The organism is Cellulomonas fulva (assembly GCF_018531375.1).
In the GTDB taxonomy this organism is placed as follows: Bacteria; Actinomycetota; Actinomycetes; order Actinomycetales; family Cellulomonadaceae; genus Cellulomonas; species Cellulomonas fulva.
Genome location: NZ_JAHBOH010000001.1, coordinates 3,019,033 through 3,034,327, shown reverse-complemented (window position 1 = coordinate 3,034,327; position 15,295 = coordinate 3,019,033). Strand labels below are relative to the sequence as shown.

Annotated in this window: 18 protein-coding genes; 9 read left to right on the top strand and 9 right to left on the bottom strand. The window is 75.1% G+C overall.

Annotated features, from left to right (window positions below):
- Position 1: 1 nt before the first annotated feature.
- Genes KIN34_RS13500 through KIN34_RS13490 form a run of 3 tightly spaced genes read right to left on the bottom strand, consistent with a single transcriptional unit; the run spans position 2 to position 2,141 of the window.
- Positions 2-709 (bottom strand): CbiQ family ECF transporter T component, encoded by a 708-nt coding sequence (locus tag KIN34_RS13500; RefSeq protein ID WP_214351481.1) that lies wholly within the window; start codon positions 707-709, stop codon positions 2-4.
- Entirely contained in the window at positions 706-1,425 is a 720-nt protein-coding gene (locus KIN34_RS13495; RefSeq protein WP_214351479.1) for an energy-coupling factor ABC transporter ATP-binding protein, read from the bottom strand. The genes KIN34_RS13500 and KIN34_RS13495 overlap by 4 nt, the downstream gene beginning before the upstream one ends.
- Entirely contained in the window at positions 1,425-2,141 is a 717-nt protein-coding gene (locus KIN34_RS13490; protein WP_307858243.1) for a biotin transporter BioY, read from the bottom strand. Before KIN34_RS13490 ends, KIN34_RS13495 begins: the two co-directional genes overlap by 1 nt.
- A 183-nt stretch (positions 2,142-2,324) precedes the next feature.
- On the opposite strand from KIN34_RS13490, the gene KIN34_RS13485 reads away from it, so the two are divergent.
- The gene (locus KIN34_RS13485) at positions 2,325-3,923 is read left to right on the top strand and encodes an ABC-F family ATP-binding cassette domain-containing protein (RefSeq protein WP_214351476.1); all 1,599 of its coding nucleotides are present in this window, start codon (positions 2,325-2,327) and stop codon (positions 3,921-3,923) included.
- 10 nt (positions 3,924-3,933) lie between these two features.
- Here KIN34_RS13485 and KIN34_RS13480 read toward each other — a convergent pair whose 3' ends face one another.
- Genes KIN34_RS13480 through KIN34_RS13470 form a run of 3 tightly spaced genes read right to left on the bottom strand, consistent with a single transcriptional unit; the run spans position 3,934 to position 5,430 of the window.
- The gene (locus tag KIN34_RS13480; RefSeq protein WP_214351473.1) at positions 3,934-4,830 is read right to left on the bottom strand and encodes an SURF1 family cytochrome oxidase biogenesis protein; all 897 of its coding nucleotides are present in this window, start codon (positions 4,828-4,830) and stop codon (positions 3,934-3,936) included.
- Between the two features lie 43 nt (positions 4,831-4,873).
- On the bottom strand, positions 4,874-5,113 hold the full coding sequence (locus KIN34_RS13475) for a hypothetical protein (RefSeq protein WP_214351470.1): 240 nt from the start codon (positions 5,111-5,113) through the stop codon (positions 4,874-4,876).
- Complete coding sequence (locus tag KIN34_RS13470; RefSeq protein WP_214351466.1) at positions 5,110-5,430, bottom strand: DUF3099 domain-containing protein; 321 nt, start codon at positions 5,428-5,430, stop codon at positions 5,110-5,112. Before KIN34_RS13470 ends, KIN34_RS13475 begins: the two co-directional genes overlap by 4 nt.
- Before the next feature lie 201 nt (positions 5,431-5,631).
- Here KIN34_RS13470 and KIN34_RS13465 point away from each other — a divergent pair, with 201 nt between their 5' ends.
- From KIN34_RS13465 to KIN34_RS13450, 4 genes are all read left to right on the top strand, one after another.
- The gene (locus KIN34_RS13465) at positions 5,632-6,393 is read left to right on the top strand and encodes a beta-ketoacyl-ACP reductase (protein ID WP_372449544.1); all 762 of its coding nucleotides are present in this window, start codon (positions 5,632-5,634) and stop codon (positions 6,391-6,393) included.
- A 37-nt stretch (positions 6,394-6,430) separates the two neighbouring features.
- Entirely contained in the window at positions 6,431-7,201 is a 771-nt protein-coding gene (fabI, locus tag KIN34_RS13460) for an enoyl-ACP reductase FabI (RefSeq protein ID WP_214351463.1), read from the top strand.
- 117 nt (positions 7,202-7,318) lie between these two features.
- Positions 7,319-7,765, top strand: coding sequence for a hypothetical protein (locus tag KIN34_RS13455; RefSeq protein WP_214351460.1), 447 nt, complete (start codon positions 7,319-7,321; stop codon positions 7,763-7,765).
- A gap of 52 nt (positions 7,766-7,817) precedes the next feature.
- A complete protein-coding gene (locus tag KIN34_RS13450; protein WP_214351457.1) occupies positions 7,818-8,327 on the top strand; it encodes a SixA phosphatase family protein in 510 nt (169 codons plus the stop codon).
- A gap of 10 nt (positions 8,328-8,337) precedes the next feature.
- Here the strand turns inward: KIN34_RS13450 and serB are convergent, their stop codons facing one another.
- Together serB and glgC are read right to left on the bottom strand one after the other, a co-directional pair.
- On the bottom strand, positions 8,338-8,985 hold the full coding sequence (gene serB / locus KIN34_RS13445; RefSeq protein WP_307858242.1) for a phosphoserine phosphatase SerB: 648 nt from the start codon (positions 8,983-8,985) through the stop codon (positions 8,338-8,340).
- Between the two features lie 77 nt (positions 8,986-9,062).
- Positions 9,063-10,304, bottom strand: a complete 1,242-nt coding sequence (glgC, locus tag KIN34_RS13440; protein ID WP_214351455.1) for a glucose-1-phosphate adenylyltransferase — start codon at positions 10,302-10,304, stop codon at positions 9,063-9,065.
- Positions 10,305-10,464: 160 nt separating this feature from the next.
- On the opposite strand from glgC, the gene glgA reads away from it, so the two are divergent.
- The gene (gene glgA, locus KIN34_RS13435) at positions 10,465-11,700 is read left to right on the top strand and encodes a glycogen synthase (RefSeq protein ID WP_214351452.1); all 1,236 of its coding nucleotides are present in this window, start codon (positions 10,465-10,467) and stop codon (positions 11,698-11,700) included.
- Here glgA and KIN34_RS13430 read toward each other — a convergent pair.
- The gene (locus KIN34_RS13430) at positions 11,679-12,491 is read right to left on the bottom strand and encodes an Rv1486c family protein (RefSeq protein ID WP_214351449.1); all 813 of its coding nucleotides are present in this window, start codon (positions 12,489-12,491) and stop codon (positions 11,679-11,681) included. The two genes, glgA and KIN34_RS13430, sit on opposite strands and share 22 nt — an antisense overlap.
- A gap of 120 nt (positions 12,492-12,611) precedes the next feature.
- Between KIN34_RS13430 and KIN34_RS13425 the strand changes: the two genes are divergently transcribed.
- From KIN34_RS13425 to KIN34_RS13415, 3 genes are all read left to right on the top strand, one after another.
- Positions 12,612-13,406 carry an ABC transporter ATP-binding protein gene (locus KIN34_RS13425; RefSeq protein WP_214351447.1) on the top strand — a complete coding sequence of 265 codons (795 nt, stop codon included), beginning with the start codon at positions 12,612-12,614 and terminating at the stop codon, positions 13,404-13,406.
- Between the two features lie 108 nt (positions 13,407-13,514).
- A complete protein-coding gene (locus KIN34_RS13420; protein ID WP_214351445.1) occupies positions 13,515-13,946 on the top strand; it encodes an NfeD family protein in 432 nt (143 codons plus the stop codon).
- A gap of 59 nt (positions 13,947-14,005) precedes the next feature.
- Positions 14,006-15,199, top strand: coding sequence for an SPFH domain-containing protein (locus tag KIN34_RS13415; protein WP_214351443.1), 1,194 nt, complete (start codon positions 14,006-14,008; stop codon positions 15,197-15,199).
- Positions 15,200-15,295: the final 96 nt, after the last annotated feature.

The following is a 15,295-nucleotide window of genomic DNA, read 5'->3' as shown; positions in this document are numbered from 1 at the left end:
GCTAGTCCAGCGCGGCCGTCTCGGCGCGGCGACCGGTGCCGCCCTCGCCCAGTCCCCGCGCCGCCAGCGCCTCTCCCGTGGCCCGGGCGTGCCCGACCATCCGCACGGCGGCGGGCACGACGACCGCGCGCGGCGACCGCTCGAGGCCGCGGGCCCGAGCGGCGTCGCGCGACGCGAGGGTGGCGTGCACCAGGACCGGGACGGAGCGCAGCAGGAGGCTCACCGCGAGGGCCACGGTCTCGGGCGCGATGCCGACGTGGCGCAGCGGCCGGGCGGCACGCTCGAGCGTCGCGAGGAGCTCGTCGGCGCGGGTGGTCGCGGTGACGACGGTGGCGAGCAGCACGAGCGCGAGCAGCCCGGCGGCGGTCTCGACGCCGACCTCCCAGCCGCGCGCCCAGGTCTGGTACCCGCCGACGACGAGCGCGACGACCGCGGTGCCGGCGAGACCGCGGCGCGTGCGGTGCCAGGCGAGCCGGGCGACGGCGTGCGCGACCACCGCGAGCGCGAGCACCAGGAGCGAGCTCGCCGGCCCGCGCAGGACGACGACCGCCAGGCCGGCCAGCGCGAGGCTGACGAGCTTGGCCGCCGTGGGCGCGCGGTGCAGCACCGACGTGCCCGGCTGGTGCAGTCCCAGCGGCCCGGTCCAGGCGGCACGCAGCGGGCGTCCGACGGGTGCCGGGTGGGGTTCGGCGCGCTCGCCGCCGGTCACCCGCGCGCGCCCGTCGTCATGAGCGCGCGGTAGGCGGCGACCGCCTCGTGGGGGTCGCCGTCGTGCACCACGCGGCCGTCGTCGACGACGAGCACGCGGTCCGCCCGCAGCGCGACGTCGAGGTCGTGCGTCACGACGACGACCTGCTGCGACAGGGCGGCGAGCAGGTCGTCGACGACGGTGCGCCAGCGCAGGTCGAGCAGCGTCGTCGGCTCGTCGCAGACCAGGACCTCGGGAGCCGACGCGAGCACCGAGGTGAGCGCGAGGAGCTGACGCTGGCCGCCGGACAGCGCGTGCACGGGCAGGTCGGCCCGGTCGGCCAGGCCGACGCGCGCGAGCGCGGCGCGGGCCCGGCGCTCGCGCTCGTCGGCGTCGGGAACCGTGCGCCGCAGCGAGAGCGCGACGTCCTCGACGGGGGTCGGCATGACGAGCTGCGCGTCCGGGTCGGTGAAGACGAAGCCGACCCGGCGGCGCACGGCCGGGCCGTCCCTGCGCGTGTCGAGGCCGTCGACGTGCACGGACCCGGCCGCCGGCAGGACCAGGCCGTTGAGCAGCCGCGCGAGCGTCGACTTGCCGGAGCCGTTGGCGCCGACGACCGCGACGCGGCGCTCGGTGAGGGTCGACGAGACCGGCCCGAGCAGGCGCGTCACGGTGTCCGGGCCGCCCGCGGGATCGGGCGTCCAGGCCGTGACGAGCGCGTCGCGCAGCTCGATCATCAGCGGCGCCGGCGCAGCAGGTCGGGGTAGTGCGCGAAGACCGCGAGCGCGACCGCGGCCGCGAGCAGGTTCTTGACCGTGTCGCCCGGGAAGTACACCGCGCCCGCGGCGAACGCCTCCTGCGCCGAGAGGTTCGCGTTGAGCGCGATCCCTGCGATGCCCAGCGGGTGGATGGTCAGCGCGCTCGCGGTCAGTCCGCTCGCGACGAGCACCAGGTAGCGGGCGCCGCCGGTCGCGTGGCGGGCGCCGTTGGCGAGGAGCCCGGCGAGCGCCGCGCCGAGCGGGAACGCCACGAGGTAGCCCGCGCTCGCGCCGGCCAGGACACCGAGCCCGCCCGAGCCGTTGGCGAACACCGGCACGCCCGCGAGGCCGACGGCGAGGTAGAGCAGCGCCGCCAGGCCGCCGCGCCGCCAGCCCAGCACCAGCCCCGCGAGGACCACCGCGAACGTCTGCAGCGTGATCGGCACCCCGACCCCCGTCGGGATGCCGGGGACCAGCGCGCTGGCCGCGATGAACGCGGCGAACACGCTCACGAGCGCCAGGTCGGTCGCGACCGGGTGGGCCCGCTCCGCGGGCGGGGGAAGCGGCCGCCCGTGCGTCGTCGTGGCCGAGGAGGTGCCGTCCGAGGAGGTGCCGTCGTTCAAGGTGCGGTCCGACGACGGGGCGTCGGCGGCCGGCGGCTGGGTCAGGGTGTCGTGCTCGCGTGCGTCGGCCACGGGTGTTCTCCCTCGGGTCGTGTGCTCGGTTGCTCGTCGTGCGCGCGCTCGTCGTGCGGGAGGAGCCGGCGGGAGAGCGCTGCCGGACGACGTCGGCAGGTAGTGACGCTAGCGGTCGTTAGGATTGACGGCGCCTGTGCGCCCGCCCAAGACGGGCGCCGGCTTCTCGGAGGAAACCACCACGTGATCACTGCCCAAGGCGTCGGCCTGCGCATCGGCGCCCGCGAGCTCCTCGCCGAGACCTCGTTCCGCATCGCCGCCGGCGACCGGATCGGGCTCGTCGGCCGCAACGGCGCCGGCAAGACGACGCTGACCAAGACGCTCTCGGGCCAGACCCAGCCGACCAGCGGCACGATCAGCCGCTCGGGCGAGGTGGGCTACCTGCCGCAGGACCCCGCGTCGGGGGACCTGACGGTGCTCGCGCTGGACCGGGTGCTCTCGGCCCGTGGGCTCGACGAGATCGTCCGCGCGATGCGCGCCACCGAGGTGCTGATGGCGAGCACGGACGACGCGGAGCGCGAGAAGGCGATGGCGCGCTACTCCCGGCTGGAGGCGCGCTTCACGGCCGCAGGCGGCTACGCGGCGGAGTCCGAGGCGCACCGCATCACCGCGAACCTGGGCCTCGACGACCGCGTGCTGGGCCAGGAGCTCGGCACGCTCTCGGGTGGCCAGCGCCGCCGGGTCGAGCTCGCGCGGATCCTGTTCTCGGGCGTGGACACCCTGCTGCTGGACGAGCCGACGAACCACCTCGACGCGGACTCGATCGCCTGGCTGCGCGACTACCTGCGCTCGTACTCGGGCGGGTTCGTGGTCATCTCCCACGACGTCGAGCTGCTGCGCGCCACGGTGAACAAGGTCTTCCACCTGGACGCCAACCGCGCGGCGCTGGACCAGTACAACCTGGGTTGGGACGCGTACCTGCTGCAGCGCGAGACGGACGAGAAGCGCCGGCGCCGCGAGCGGGCCAACGCCGAGAAGAAGGCCTCGGCGCTCCTGGCGCAGGCGGACAAGATGCGCGCGAAGGCGACCAAGGCCGTCGCGGCGCAGAACATGGCGCGGCGTGCCGAGAAGATGCTGTCGGGGCTCGAGGAGGCCCGGGTCAGCGACAAGGTCGCGCGCCTGCGGTTCCCGGACCCGGCGCCGTGCGGGCGCACGCCCATCACGGCGTCCGACCTGTCGAAGTCCTATGGCTCGCAGGAGGTCTTCACCGGGGTCGACCTGGCGATCGACCGGGGCTCGAAGGTCGTCGTGCTGGGGCTCAACGGCGCGGGCAAGACGACGCTGCTGCGGCTGCTGTCCGGCCTCGAGAAGCCCGACACGGGCGAGGTGCACGCCGGGCACGGCCTCAAGCTCGGCTACTACGCGCAGGAGCACGAGACGCTCGACCTGGACCGCACGGTCGTCGAGAACCTGCGCTCGGCCGCGCCGGACCTCACCGACACGCAGGTGCGCTCGGTGCTCGGCTCGTTCCTCTTCTCGGGCGACGACGCGGACAAGCCGGCGCGCGTGCTCTCCGGTGGCGAGAAGACGCGCCTCGCGCTCGCCGCCCTCGTCGTGTCCGCCGCGAACGTGCTGCTGCTCGACGAGCCGACGAACAACCTGGACCCGGCCAGCCGCGAGGAGATCCTGGCGGCGCTGCGCGGCTACCAGGGCGCCGTCGTCCTGGTGAGCCACGACGAGGGCGCCGTCGCGGCGCTCGACCCCGAGCGCGTGCTGCTCCTGCCGGACGGCGACGAGGACCTCTGGAACGCGGACTACCTGGACCTCATCACGCTCGCCTGAGCGGGCGCGGCTAGCGGTCGGGCGGCGTGCCGAGCTGGGCCTCGATGAGCGCGTCCTCCTCGGCCTCCGCGCGGCCCTCCTTGCGCCGGCGCCGTGGGGCGGGGGAGACGGGCGTGTCCGCCGGCTCGTCGGGCCGGGGCGCGGCGTGCGGCAGGACGAGGGGTCCGTCGCGCTCCTCGACGACCTCGCGGCGGGCGAGCCAGCAGAAGCCCAGGAGCGCGCCGAGCGAGAACACCCACCACTGGAACGCGTAGGACAGGTGCGATCCCGGGTCGAGGTCGGGCGGCGGGAGCGCGCCCGGGACCTGCGCGGGTGCCGGGTCCTCGGACACCCGCTGGCCGTACAGGCCGGTGTACAGCGCACCGGGGACCGCGGCGTCGGCCGCGGTGAGGACCTGGCCGGGCGCGAGGGCGTGCACCCAGCCGTCGCCGGGCGCGCGGCTCGAGGGGTTCTCGGCCGTCCGCAGCCGCACGACGAGCGTGATCTGGCCGGCGGGTGCCGCGGGGACCTCGACGCTCTCGCTCGCGTCCTCGCCGGTGGGGACCCAGCCGCGGTCGACCACCAGGACGTCCTGGGTGCCGGCCACGACGAACGGGACGACGACGTGGTACGCCGGGTTGCCGTCGACCGGCCGGTTGCGCAGCAGCACCGTCGCGTCGAGGTAGTGCCCGGTGACCGTGACGGGGCGCCACTGCTCGTCGTCGGGGAGCGCGTCCGCGGGGCCGTCGACCACCTGGTCGAGCGGCACGGGATCGGCGTCGTAGTTGGACTCCGCGATCGCGATCTGGGCGTCGCGCCACTCGTGCCGGTGCCACTGCCAACGACCGAGGAACACGCACACGGTCGCGACGACGACGCCGACCAGCACGAGCCCGACGGCACGCCGCCGCGCGGGGGTGAGCGTCATGCGGTGCTCGCGGGCGGGCTCGTCGGGCGGTGCACGGGGTCGGTCACGGTGCCGTGGCGCCGGCGTCGAGCTCGTCGACGGGCACGGTGTCGCGCAGGAAGCCGCGCACGTCGAGGAACTGGGTGAGGTGCTCGCGGTGGTCGTCGCACGCGAGCCACACCTTGCGCCGCTCGGCCGTGTGCAGCTTCGGGTTGTTCCACAGGAGCGCCCACGCGGCGTCGGCGCGGCAGCCGCGCGCCGAGCAGACGGCCTCGTCGACCGGGTCCGGCGCGAACAGGCTCACCGGCCACCGCCCAGCTCGTCGTGCCGGGGCCCGCCGCCGATCATCCGCGGGTCGACGAACGGCTCGGGCTCGTCGCGGCGCTCCCGGCCGGCGTTCGCGAAGATGACGGCGACGTACGGCAGCACGACGGCGGCCACGATGAGCACCAGCGACAGCCACAGCGGCGCGTGCGACCACGTCACGACGGCCACCAGGAAGCAGACCACACGGATCCCCATCTGGATCAGGTACCGCTGCTGGCGCCGCGCCACGTCGACGGCGAGGGGCTCGGGCGCCGCGGTGATGCGGTGCACCTCGGGCTCGCGGCGTGTGCTCACCGTTCGATCGTAAGTCCGATCGTCGGTGCCGGGGTGCCCGGGACGGCGTCGCGCGCGGGGTCGCGCGCACGGCGACGCCCCGCGCGTGGCGGACGTCACGCCGCCGGCCGGCCACTTGTGCGCGTCCCACAACCGTCCGGCCGCAACCTGTGCCGCGCCGGTGCCCCGACGAGCACGTCGCCTCGGCTAGCGTCGTGTCCCGTGCCTGAGACTTCCGACAAGACGACCGCCGACGCGACGACCGGCCCGGCGGCTCCCGAGCCCCGCGTCGTCCTGGTGACCGGGGCGAACCGCGGCATCGGCCGGGCGATCGCCGAGCGCTTCGTCGCCGCGGGCGACCGGGTCGCGACGATCTACCGCTCCGGCGACCTCCCGGACGGCGTGCACGGGTTCGTCGCCGACGTGCGCGACACGGCGTCGGTCGACGCGGCGTTCACGGCGGTCGAGGCCGAGCTCGGCCCGGTCGAGGTGCTCGTCGCGAACGCCGGCGTGACGCGAGACCAGCTCCTCATGCGGATGTCCGACGAGGAGTTCGACGAGGTCCTGGACGTCAACCTCAAGGGCGCGTTCCGCTGCGTGCGGCGCGCGAGCAAGGGCATGATCCGGATGCGCCGGGGCCGGATCGTGCTGATCTCGTCCGTGGTCGGCCTCTACGGCGGTCCGGGCCAGGTCAACTACGCGGCGTCGAAGGCCGCGCTGGTCGGCATGGCCCGCTCGATCACGCGCGAGCTCGGCGGCCGGGGCATCACCGCCAACGTGGTCGCGCCCGGCTTCATCGACACCGACATGACGCGCGCGCTGCCCGAGGCGACGCAGACCTCCTACAAGGCCGCCATCCCCGCGGGCCGGTTCGCGCAGCCCGACGAGGTCGCGGCGGCGGTCGAGTTCCTCGCGTCGCCCGCCGCGGGCTACGTCTCCGGCGCGGTGCTGCCGGTCGACGGCGGCCTCGGCATGGGCCACTGACCTCCCCTCACCAGCACTCCAGGAAGAGAGACCGGCCATGGGCCTGCTCACCGGCAAGAAGCTCCTGATCACCGGCGTCCTGACGGACGGCTCGATCGCGTTCCACGTCGCCCGCCTCGCGCAGGAGGAGGGCGCCGAGGTGGTGCTCACCTCGTTCGGGCGCCAGTTCCGCCTGACCCAGGTGATCGCGCGGCGGCTGCCGGTCGAGGCACCGGTCGTCCAGCTCGACGTGACCGACGCCGACGACCTCGCGGCGCTCGCGGGCCGCGTCCGCGAGGCCGGTCTCGACCACCTCGACGGGGTGGTGCACTCCATCGGCTTCGCGCCGCAGTCCGTCATGGGCGGCAACTTCCTGGCGGGGGAGTGGGCCGACGTCGCCACGGCGCTCGAGGTCTCGGCGTACTCGCTCAAGTCCCTCGCGGTCGCGGCCCAGCCGCTGCTCACCGGGGGCGGGTCGATCGTCGGCCTGACGTTCGACGCCAAGTTCGCGTGGCCGGTCTACGACTGGATGGGCGTGGCCAAGGCCGCGTTCGAGTCGACGTCGCGCTACCTGGCGCGCGACCTCGGCTCGTCGGGCGTGCGCGTGAACCTGGTCTCCGCCGGCCCGATCCGCACCACCGCCGCCAAGTCCATCCCGGGCTTCGAGGCGATGGAGGCGAACTGGAGCACGCGCGCCCCGCTGGGCTGGGACGTCACCGACCCCGAGCCCACCGCGCGCGCGGTCGCGGCCCTGCTCTCCGACTGGTTCCCGGCGACCACCGGCGAGATCGTGCACGTCGACGGCGGCGTGCACGCGATGGGGCAGTGACCCGCGCCTGACCGTCACCGCCCGGGCACGGGCGTGAGGGCTCCTCGAACCGGTCACATGCGCGGGCGCCCTGCCGATGGGCAGGACGTCCGCGCAGGATCGACCAGGGGGAGTGCCATGGACGTGCGGCCGCAGGACGCGGCGGAGCTCGTGGAGCGGGCCGCGCGTGCGCTGTTCGAGCGCCGCTCGGCGCACACCGGGCTGCGCTTCGACGCGCTGCCCGTGTGGGCGCAGTGGGTCCGGGAGAGCTACCTCGCCGACGCGCACGCGGCGCTCACCGCCGCGGGCGTCCTGGCACCGCCCGCGGGCGACGAGCGCGTGGGCGACCGGTACGAGCGGCTCGCGCAGGCGTCCGTGCAGACCGCCGGGGCGGTCGCGACGAGCCCGGCGACCGGAGGTGGGGAGCGTGGTCGCCGCGCGGCGCCGGCCCACCCGCTCGCGTCCGCGCCGATGGTCGGTGCCGGCGCCGAGGTGCTGCTCCTGACCCCCGACGACGTCGACGCGCTCGGCCGGACCGGCATCGTGAGCTCGCTCCACTGGGCGCCGGGCGCGCACGCGCGCTGACGCTGCCCGCGGGACGTTGGTGCCGCCGCGGGTCAGATGGCACGCTGGGCGCGTGACGACCCGACGTCTGGTCCTGCTGCGGCACGCCAAGGCCGAGCACCCCGACGGCATGCCCGACCACGACCGCCCGCTCGCGCTCGCCGGCCGCCGGCAGTGCGGGCGCGTGGGCGCGGCGCTCGCCGCGGAGGGGGTCACGCCCGACCTCGTGTGGTGCTCGTCGAGCGTCCGCACCCGCCAGACGTGGGACCTGGTGCGCCAGGCGGCAGGCCTCGAGCCGCCGGTGCGCTACCTCGACGACGTCTACGAGGCCGGGGTGCGCTCGCTGATCGCGCTCCTGGCGACCGCGCCCGACGAGGTGGGCACGCTCGTCGTCGTCGGGCACGAGCCCACCATGTCCCACGCCGCCGCCACCATCGCCGGCCCCGGCTCCGACGAGGGCGCCGTCGCGCGCGTGCAGGTCGGAGTGCCCACGGCCTCGTGGTCGTGGCTCGAGCTCGACGGGCCGTGGGCCGGGGTCGCGCCGCGCACGGGTCGGCTGCTGCGGCTGGTCACACCGGACTGACCGGGGCGCGTCAGGCCGCGAACGGGGGCAGCGCGAGCGCCTCGTCGAGCCGCGAGCCGAGCACGGCGTCCGCCTGCGCGGCGACCACGGGCTTGGCGTTGAACGCGATGCCGAACCCTGCGGCGGTCAGCATGTCGAGGTCGTTGGCGCCGTCCCCGATCGCGACCGCCCGCGCGACGTCGACGCCCACGGCGCCGGCGTAGTCCCGCAGCGCGACGGCCTTGGCCGCGCGGTCCACGACGGGACCCGTGACGCGGCCGGTGAGCCGCCCGTCCGCCACCTCGAGCGCGTTGGCGCGGAACAGCGTGATCCCCAGCGACGCGGCGAGCGGCCCGACGAGCTCCACGAAGCCACCCGAGACCAGGCCGACGGCCCAGCCGCGCTCCTGGACCGCGGCGACGAGCTCGCGCGCGCCGGGGGAGAGCTCGATGGCCGCCAGGACCTCGTCGAGCACGCTCGTCGGCAGCCCGGCGAGCGTCGCGACGCGCTCGTGGAGCGACGCCGCGAAGTCGAGCTCGCCGCGCATGGCACGCTCGGTGATCTCGGTGACCAGCGCGCGGGACCCCGCGTGGTCCGCGAGCATCTCGATCACCTCGCCCGTGATGAGCGTGGAGTCGACGTCCATCACGAGCAGGCCGGCGGCGGGGGTGCGGGTCACGGCAGGAGGGTAGTGGGACCGGAGCCCGGCCGTCCGCGCTGCCCGGTCGGTGGCGGATGGTCGATCGGTCGAGACCGTCAGTCGGTGATGATCGAGCCCTTGGGCACCACGGTGATGCCGGAGTCCGTGACGGTGAAGCCGCGCGCCCGGTCGTGCTCGTGGTCCAGGCCGATCCGCGCGCGCTCGGGCACGATCACGTTCTTGTCGAGGATGGCGCGGTGCACCTGCGCGTACCTGCTGACCTGCACGCCGTCCATGAGGACGGAGTCGGTCACCTGCGCCCACGAGTGCAGGCGGATCCCGGGGGACAGGACGGAGCCGGAGACGGTGGCACCCGAGACGACGACGCCCGGCGACACGATCGAGTCCGCCGCGTGGCCCAGGCGACCGGCGCCCGCGTGGACGAACTTGGCCGGCGGCAGGCCGGTGTACCCGGTGTGCAGCGGCCAGTCGTCGTTGTAGAGGTTGAAGACCGGCTCGACCGCGATGAGGTCGATGTTCGCCTCGTAGAACGCGTCGATCGTCCCGACGTCCCGCCAGTAGTCCCGGTCGCGGGGGGTCGAGCCGGGGATGTCGTTGCGGATGAAGTCGTAGACGCCGGCCGTGCCGCGCTCGACGAACGCGGGGACGATGTCGCCGCCCATGTCGTGCCGGCTGTTGACGTTCTGCGCGTCCTCGGTGACCGCGCGGATGAGCGCGTCCGCGTTCATCACGTAGTTGCCCATGGACGCGAGCACCTCGCCCGGGGAGTCCGGCAGCCCCACGGGGTCCGACGGCTTCTCGCGGAACGCGGCGATGCGGGTCGGGTCCTTCGGGTCGGTCTCGATGACGCCGAACTGGTCCGCCTCGCCGATGGGCTGGCGGATCCCTGCGACGGTCAGCTCGGCGCCCGACTCGATGTGGGCGTCGACCATCTGGGAGAAGTCCATGCGGTAGACGTGGTCGGCGCCGACCACGACGACGATGTCGGGGCGCTCGTCGTCGATGATGTTCAGGCACTGGTAGATCGCGTCCGCGGAGCCCAGGTACCAGTGCTTGCCGACGCGCTGCTGCGCGGGGACGGCGGCCACGTAGTTGCCGAGCAGGGCCGACATGCGCCACGTCTTCGAGACGTGCCGGTCCAGGCTGTGCGACTTGTACTGCGTCAGCACGATCACGTGCAGGTAGTGCGAGTTGATGACGTTCGACAGCGCGAAGTCGACCAACCGGTAGATGCCGCCGAAGGGCACGGCGGGCTTGGCCCGGTGCGCCGTGAGCGGCATGAGTCGCTTGCCCTCGCCACCTGCGAGGACGATGGCCAGGACGCGCGGTGTTGCCATGCCCCCGACCCTAGGCCCCCGCGCGGTCGTCGGCGAGGCATGGCCCGGGCGACGCGCTAGCGTGTCGCGCAGCGGGCCGGGCACCGGTCCGCGCGTCCGTCCGACCAGCGCAGCCCGGCATCCCCGCGCCGGGTCGCCGCAGCACCCAGGAGGCAACGCCGTGCGAGTGGACCTGCTCACGCGCGAGTACCCGCCGCACGTCTACGGCGGGGCCGGGGTGCACGTCGCGGAGCTGGCCGCGGTGCTCCGGCGCACGATCGACGTCCGGGTGCACTGCTTCGAGGGCCCCCGCGACGAGCCGGCGTCGGCCGGCGTCCGCGGCTACGACGTGCCCGCCGGGCTCGCCGGCACCAACGCCGCGCTGCAGACCCTCGGCGTCGACCTCGAGATCGTCGGCGGCGTCGGCGAGGTCGGACCCGACGGCGCGCGCAGCGACCTCGTCCACTCGCACACCTGGTACGCCAACCTGGCCGGTCACGTCGCGAGCCTCCTGCACGGGGTCCCGCACGTCCTGACCGCGCACAGCCTGGAGCCGCTGCGCCCCTGGAAGGCCGAGCAGCTCGGCGGCGGCTACGCCGTCTCGAGCTGGGTCGAGAGGACGGCGTACGAGGCCGCGGCGGGGGTGATCGCGGTCTCGGGCGGCATGCGCGACGACATCCTGCGCAGCTACCCCGCGGTGGACCCGGCACGCGTCCACGTCGTGCACAACGGCATCGACCTCGAGGGCTGGCGTCGTCCGACGAGCCCCGCGGACGCGGCCGCCGCCGAGGCCACGGTCCGTGAGCTCGGGATCGACCCCACGCGTCCCGCGGTCGTCTTCGTCGGACGGATCACGCGCCAGAAGGGCCTGCCGTACCTGCTGCGCGCCGCGGAGCGGCTCCCGGCGGACGTGCAGCTCGTGCTGTGCGCGGGGGCGCCCGACACCCCCGAGATCGCGGCGGAGGTCGCCGGGCTCGTGGCCGACCTGCGCGAGCGCCGCTCGGGTGTGGTCTGGATCGAGCAGATGCTGCCCCGGCCGGACCTGGTGGCGGTGCTCGCGGCCTCGACCGTGTTCGTCTGCCCGTCGGTGTACGAGCCGCTCGGCATCGTCAACCTCGAGGCCATGGCGGTCGGGCTGCCCGTCGTCGGGACGGCGACCGGCGGGATCCCGGAGGTCGTCGACGACGGCGTCACGGGCTGGCTGGTGCCGATCGACCAGGTGCAGGACGGCACGGGCACGCCGCGCGACCCCGAGCGGTTCGTCGCCGACCTGGCGGCGGCGCTGACGGACGCGGTGTCCGACGAGGCGCGTGCGGCCGCGTGGGGTGCGGCGGCCCGGCGGCGGGTCGAGGAGCACTTCTCCTGGGACGCGGTCGCCGAGCAGACGGTCGAGGTCTACCGCCGCGTGCTGGGCTGATCGCGCGGCCCGTCGAGCGGTCCCCGGACCGGCCCGGCCAGCGTCGCGGCGGCGAGCGCGCGCCGCGCGAGGCGGTCGACGTCGTGCAGCGCGGCGGTGCGCTGGTCGGCCTGCCAGACGGTGAGCGCGCCGCCGTGGTCGAGCGTCGCGACGTCGACGATCGCCAGCAGGCGGGCCGCGCTCGCGAGCACGCGCGCGCGGCGGCCGTCGAGGCGGTCGGGCAGGCGCCACGTCGGCAGCGCGGCGTCGCGCAGCGCGATGACCCGCGCCGCGTGCTCGTCGTCCCAGTGCGCGACGTCCAGACGCACCAGCGCGTCGGTGACCTGCACGAGACCCTGGCGCAGCGCCCGGTCGGCGTCCTCCAGCGAGCCGAGCGACTGCACGCCCACCCGCCAGTCGGGGACCTCGTGCACCCGCCACGTGACGAGGTGCCCGGGCTCCAGGTCGCTGCCGAAGGACGTGACCTCCGGGACCGCGGCGAGGAACCGCGACCCCGTGCGCAGCAGCACCACCTCACCCGCGGCGAGCGCGTCGGCGGAGACGTCCGCCGGCACGCCCACGACGTCGCCGGGCGCGGGGAGCAGCGCGACGACGTCGAGGTCGGGCGCCGACCAGCCGGCGAGCGCGTCGGACAGCGCGGCGGTCGAGCCGAGCGGGTCGTCGCCCGCGTCGGTGACGCCGTGCGGCTCGTCGTCCGCCTGCACGGCGCGCACCGCGGCCGGACCGGTGTCGCCCGTGGCGAGCCACAGCGCGAGGACGGTCGACCGGGTCAGGTCCAGGGGTTCGGCCATCCGCCCACCGTACGTCGGGGCGTCCTGCCCACGGGTGCGGAGCCGACGTGCCGGGCGCCGTGCGTCGCGTCACGGCGGTGCGGGCCCGTCCCGCTGCGACGGCCGGTTAGGGTCGTGCCCATGACCGACGTGCTCGACCTGCAGGCCGTGACGATCCGCCGGGGGACGACGACCATCCTCGACCAGGTGACGTGGCGGATCGGGGAGGGCGAGCGGTGGGTGGTGCTGGGCCGCAACGGCGCCGGCAAGACCACGCTCCTGCAGGTCGCCTCGGGCGGCATGCACCCGACGAGCGGGACGGCCGACCTGCTGGGCAGCCGGCTCGGCCGCGTCGACGTGTTCGAGCTGCGCCCCCGGATCGGGCTGTCGAGCGCCGCGCTCGCGGACCGCATCCCGTCGGGCGAGACCGTCCACGACGTCGTGCTCACCGCCGCCTACGGCGTGACGGGGCGGTGGCGGGAGTCGTACGAGGAGCTCGACGAGGCGCGCGCGACCGACCTGCTGCGGGCGTTCGGCGTGGCGCACCTCGCCGAGCGGTACTTCGGCACGCTGAGCGAGGGCGAGCGCAAGCGCGTGCAGATCGCGCGGGCGCTGATGTCCGACCCCGAGCTGCTGCTGCTGGACGAGCCGGCGGCCGGGCTGGACCTCGGGGGGCGCGAGGAGCTGGTGCAGGCCCTGGCCGAGCTCGCGGGCGACCCGCGCTCGCCCGTCCTGGTGCTCGTGACGCACCACGTCGAGGAGATCCCGCCGGGCTTCACGCACCTGCTGCTGCTGCGCGACGGGCGGGTGCACGCCGCCGGGCCCCTGGAGGAGGTGCTCACCGCCGAGCAGCTCTCCGGCGCGTTCGGCCTGCCTCTGGCGCTCGACCGGCACGCCGGCCGCTGGGCGGCGCGGGCGGTCCCGGCCACCGCCTGACCCGGTCGGGGGAGCTCGGCCCGGCGGCCTGTGGACGACGGCCCACGAGAACGTCAAGGACAGGCATAGGATCGGTACCAGCTTCGTGACACGAGGAGGGGTGCCGACATGGGTTGGCTCTGGTGGGTCGGCGCAGCGCTGGTGCTGGGCATCCTGGAGATGCTCTCGCTCGACCTGGTCCTGATCATGCTCGCCGGCGGCGCCCTCGCGGGCGCGGCGGCGTACGGGCTGGGCGCGCCGGTGTGGGCGCAGTTCCTGGTCGCCGCGGTGACCGCGGTGATCCTGCTGGCGACGCTGCGGCCCTGGCTCTTGCGCCGGCTGCGGGTGCGCGAGCCGCTCGTGGAGACCAACTCCGCGGCGCTCGTCGGCCGCGGTGCCGTGGTCGTCTCCACCGTCACGGTGGACAACGGTCGCGTGAAGCTCGGCGGCGAGGTGTGGAGCGCTCGCACGGCCGCGGGCGACGCCCTGCCGCCGGGCACCGAGGTGACCGTCGACCGCATCGACGGCGCCACGGCCGTCGTCGTCCCGAAGCTCTCGTGACCGTCCGCGCGGACCGTCGTCGAGCCTGACCGAGCCCGTCCCGGACCCTTGGAGGTCACATGACCGAGGACACCACGAACGTCGGACAGATCGCCCTGATCGTCGTCCTGGCGCTCGTCCTCCTGTTCGTCGTCATCGCGCTGTTCCGCGCGGTACGGATCGTCCCGCAGACCGTCGCGATCATCGTGGAGCGGCTCGGCCGCTACTCGCGCACCCTCGACGCCGGCCTGCACCTGCTCATCCCGTTCGTCGACCGCGTGCGCGCGGGCGTCGACCTGCGCGAGCAGGTCGTCTCCTTCCCGCCGCAGCCCGTGATCACGTCGGACAACCTCGTCGTGAGCATCGACACCGTCATCTACTTCCAGGTGACGGACCCCAAGTCGGCGGTGTACGAGATCGCGAACTACATCACCGGCATCGAGCAGCTCACCGTCACCACGCTCCGTAACGTCATCGGGTCGATGGACCTCGAGCAGACGCTGACCAGCCGTGACCAGATCAACGGCCAGCTGCGCGGCGTCCTCGACGAGGCCACCGGCAAGTGGGGGATCCGCGTCAACCGCGTCGAGCTCAAGGCGATCGACCCGCCCGCCTCGGTGCAGGGCTCGATGGAGCAGCAGATGCGTGCCGAGCGGGACCGTCGCGCGGCGATCCTGACCGCCGAGGGCGTCAAGCAGTCGGCGATCCTGACCGCCGAGGGCGAGAAGCAGTCGGCGATCCTGCGGGCCGAGGGCGAGGCCCAGTCCGCGATCCTGCGGGCCGAGGGCGAGGCGCGCGCGATCCTGCAGGTGTTCGACGCGGTGCACCGCGGGGACGCGGACCCCAAGCTGCTCGCGTACCAGTACCTCCAGACCCTGCCGAAGATCGCGGCGTACCCGTCGAACAAGATGTGGTTCCTGCCGTCCGAGCTCACCGGCGCCCTGGGCCAGATGACCAAGGGGTTCGGTGGGTTCGGTGGGCCCGAGGACTCGGGGAGCGGCCGCCCGGCCGGCACGTCGCCGCTCGCGGGCGACGACCTGCCGCCCGTCGCGCTGACCGACCCGGCCGAGGCGCTCGCCGAGGCGAAGCGCGAGTCGGCGGCGGCGACGGCCGACGCGACCTCGGCCGGCAACCTGTCGGGTCGTCCGTTCGACCCGGCAGCCGAGCTGGGGCAGCGGCCCGGCGGTGCCGCGGTCCCGCCGCGCGGGGCCGACGTGCCGCCTCCGCCCGCACCCTCGGGCCACGAGCCCGAGCAGGGCGGCACGCTCGCCTGACGCACCGCGTCCGGCTCGAGGGCCCCGACCGCGGCGACGCGGCCGGGGCCCTCGCGCGTCGGGGGACGTTCGGTCGGGGGAGCTCCGCGGGTCCGC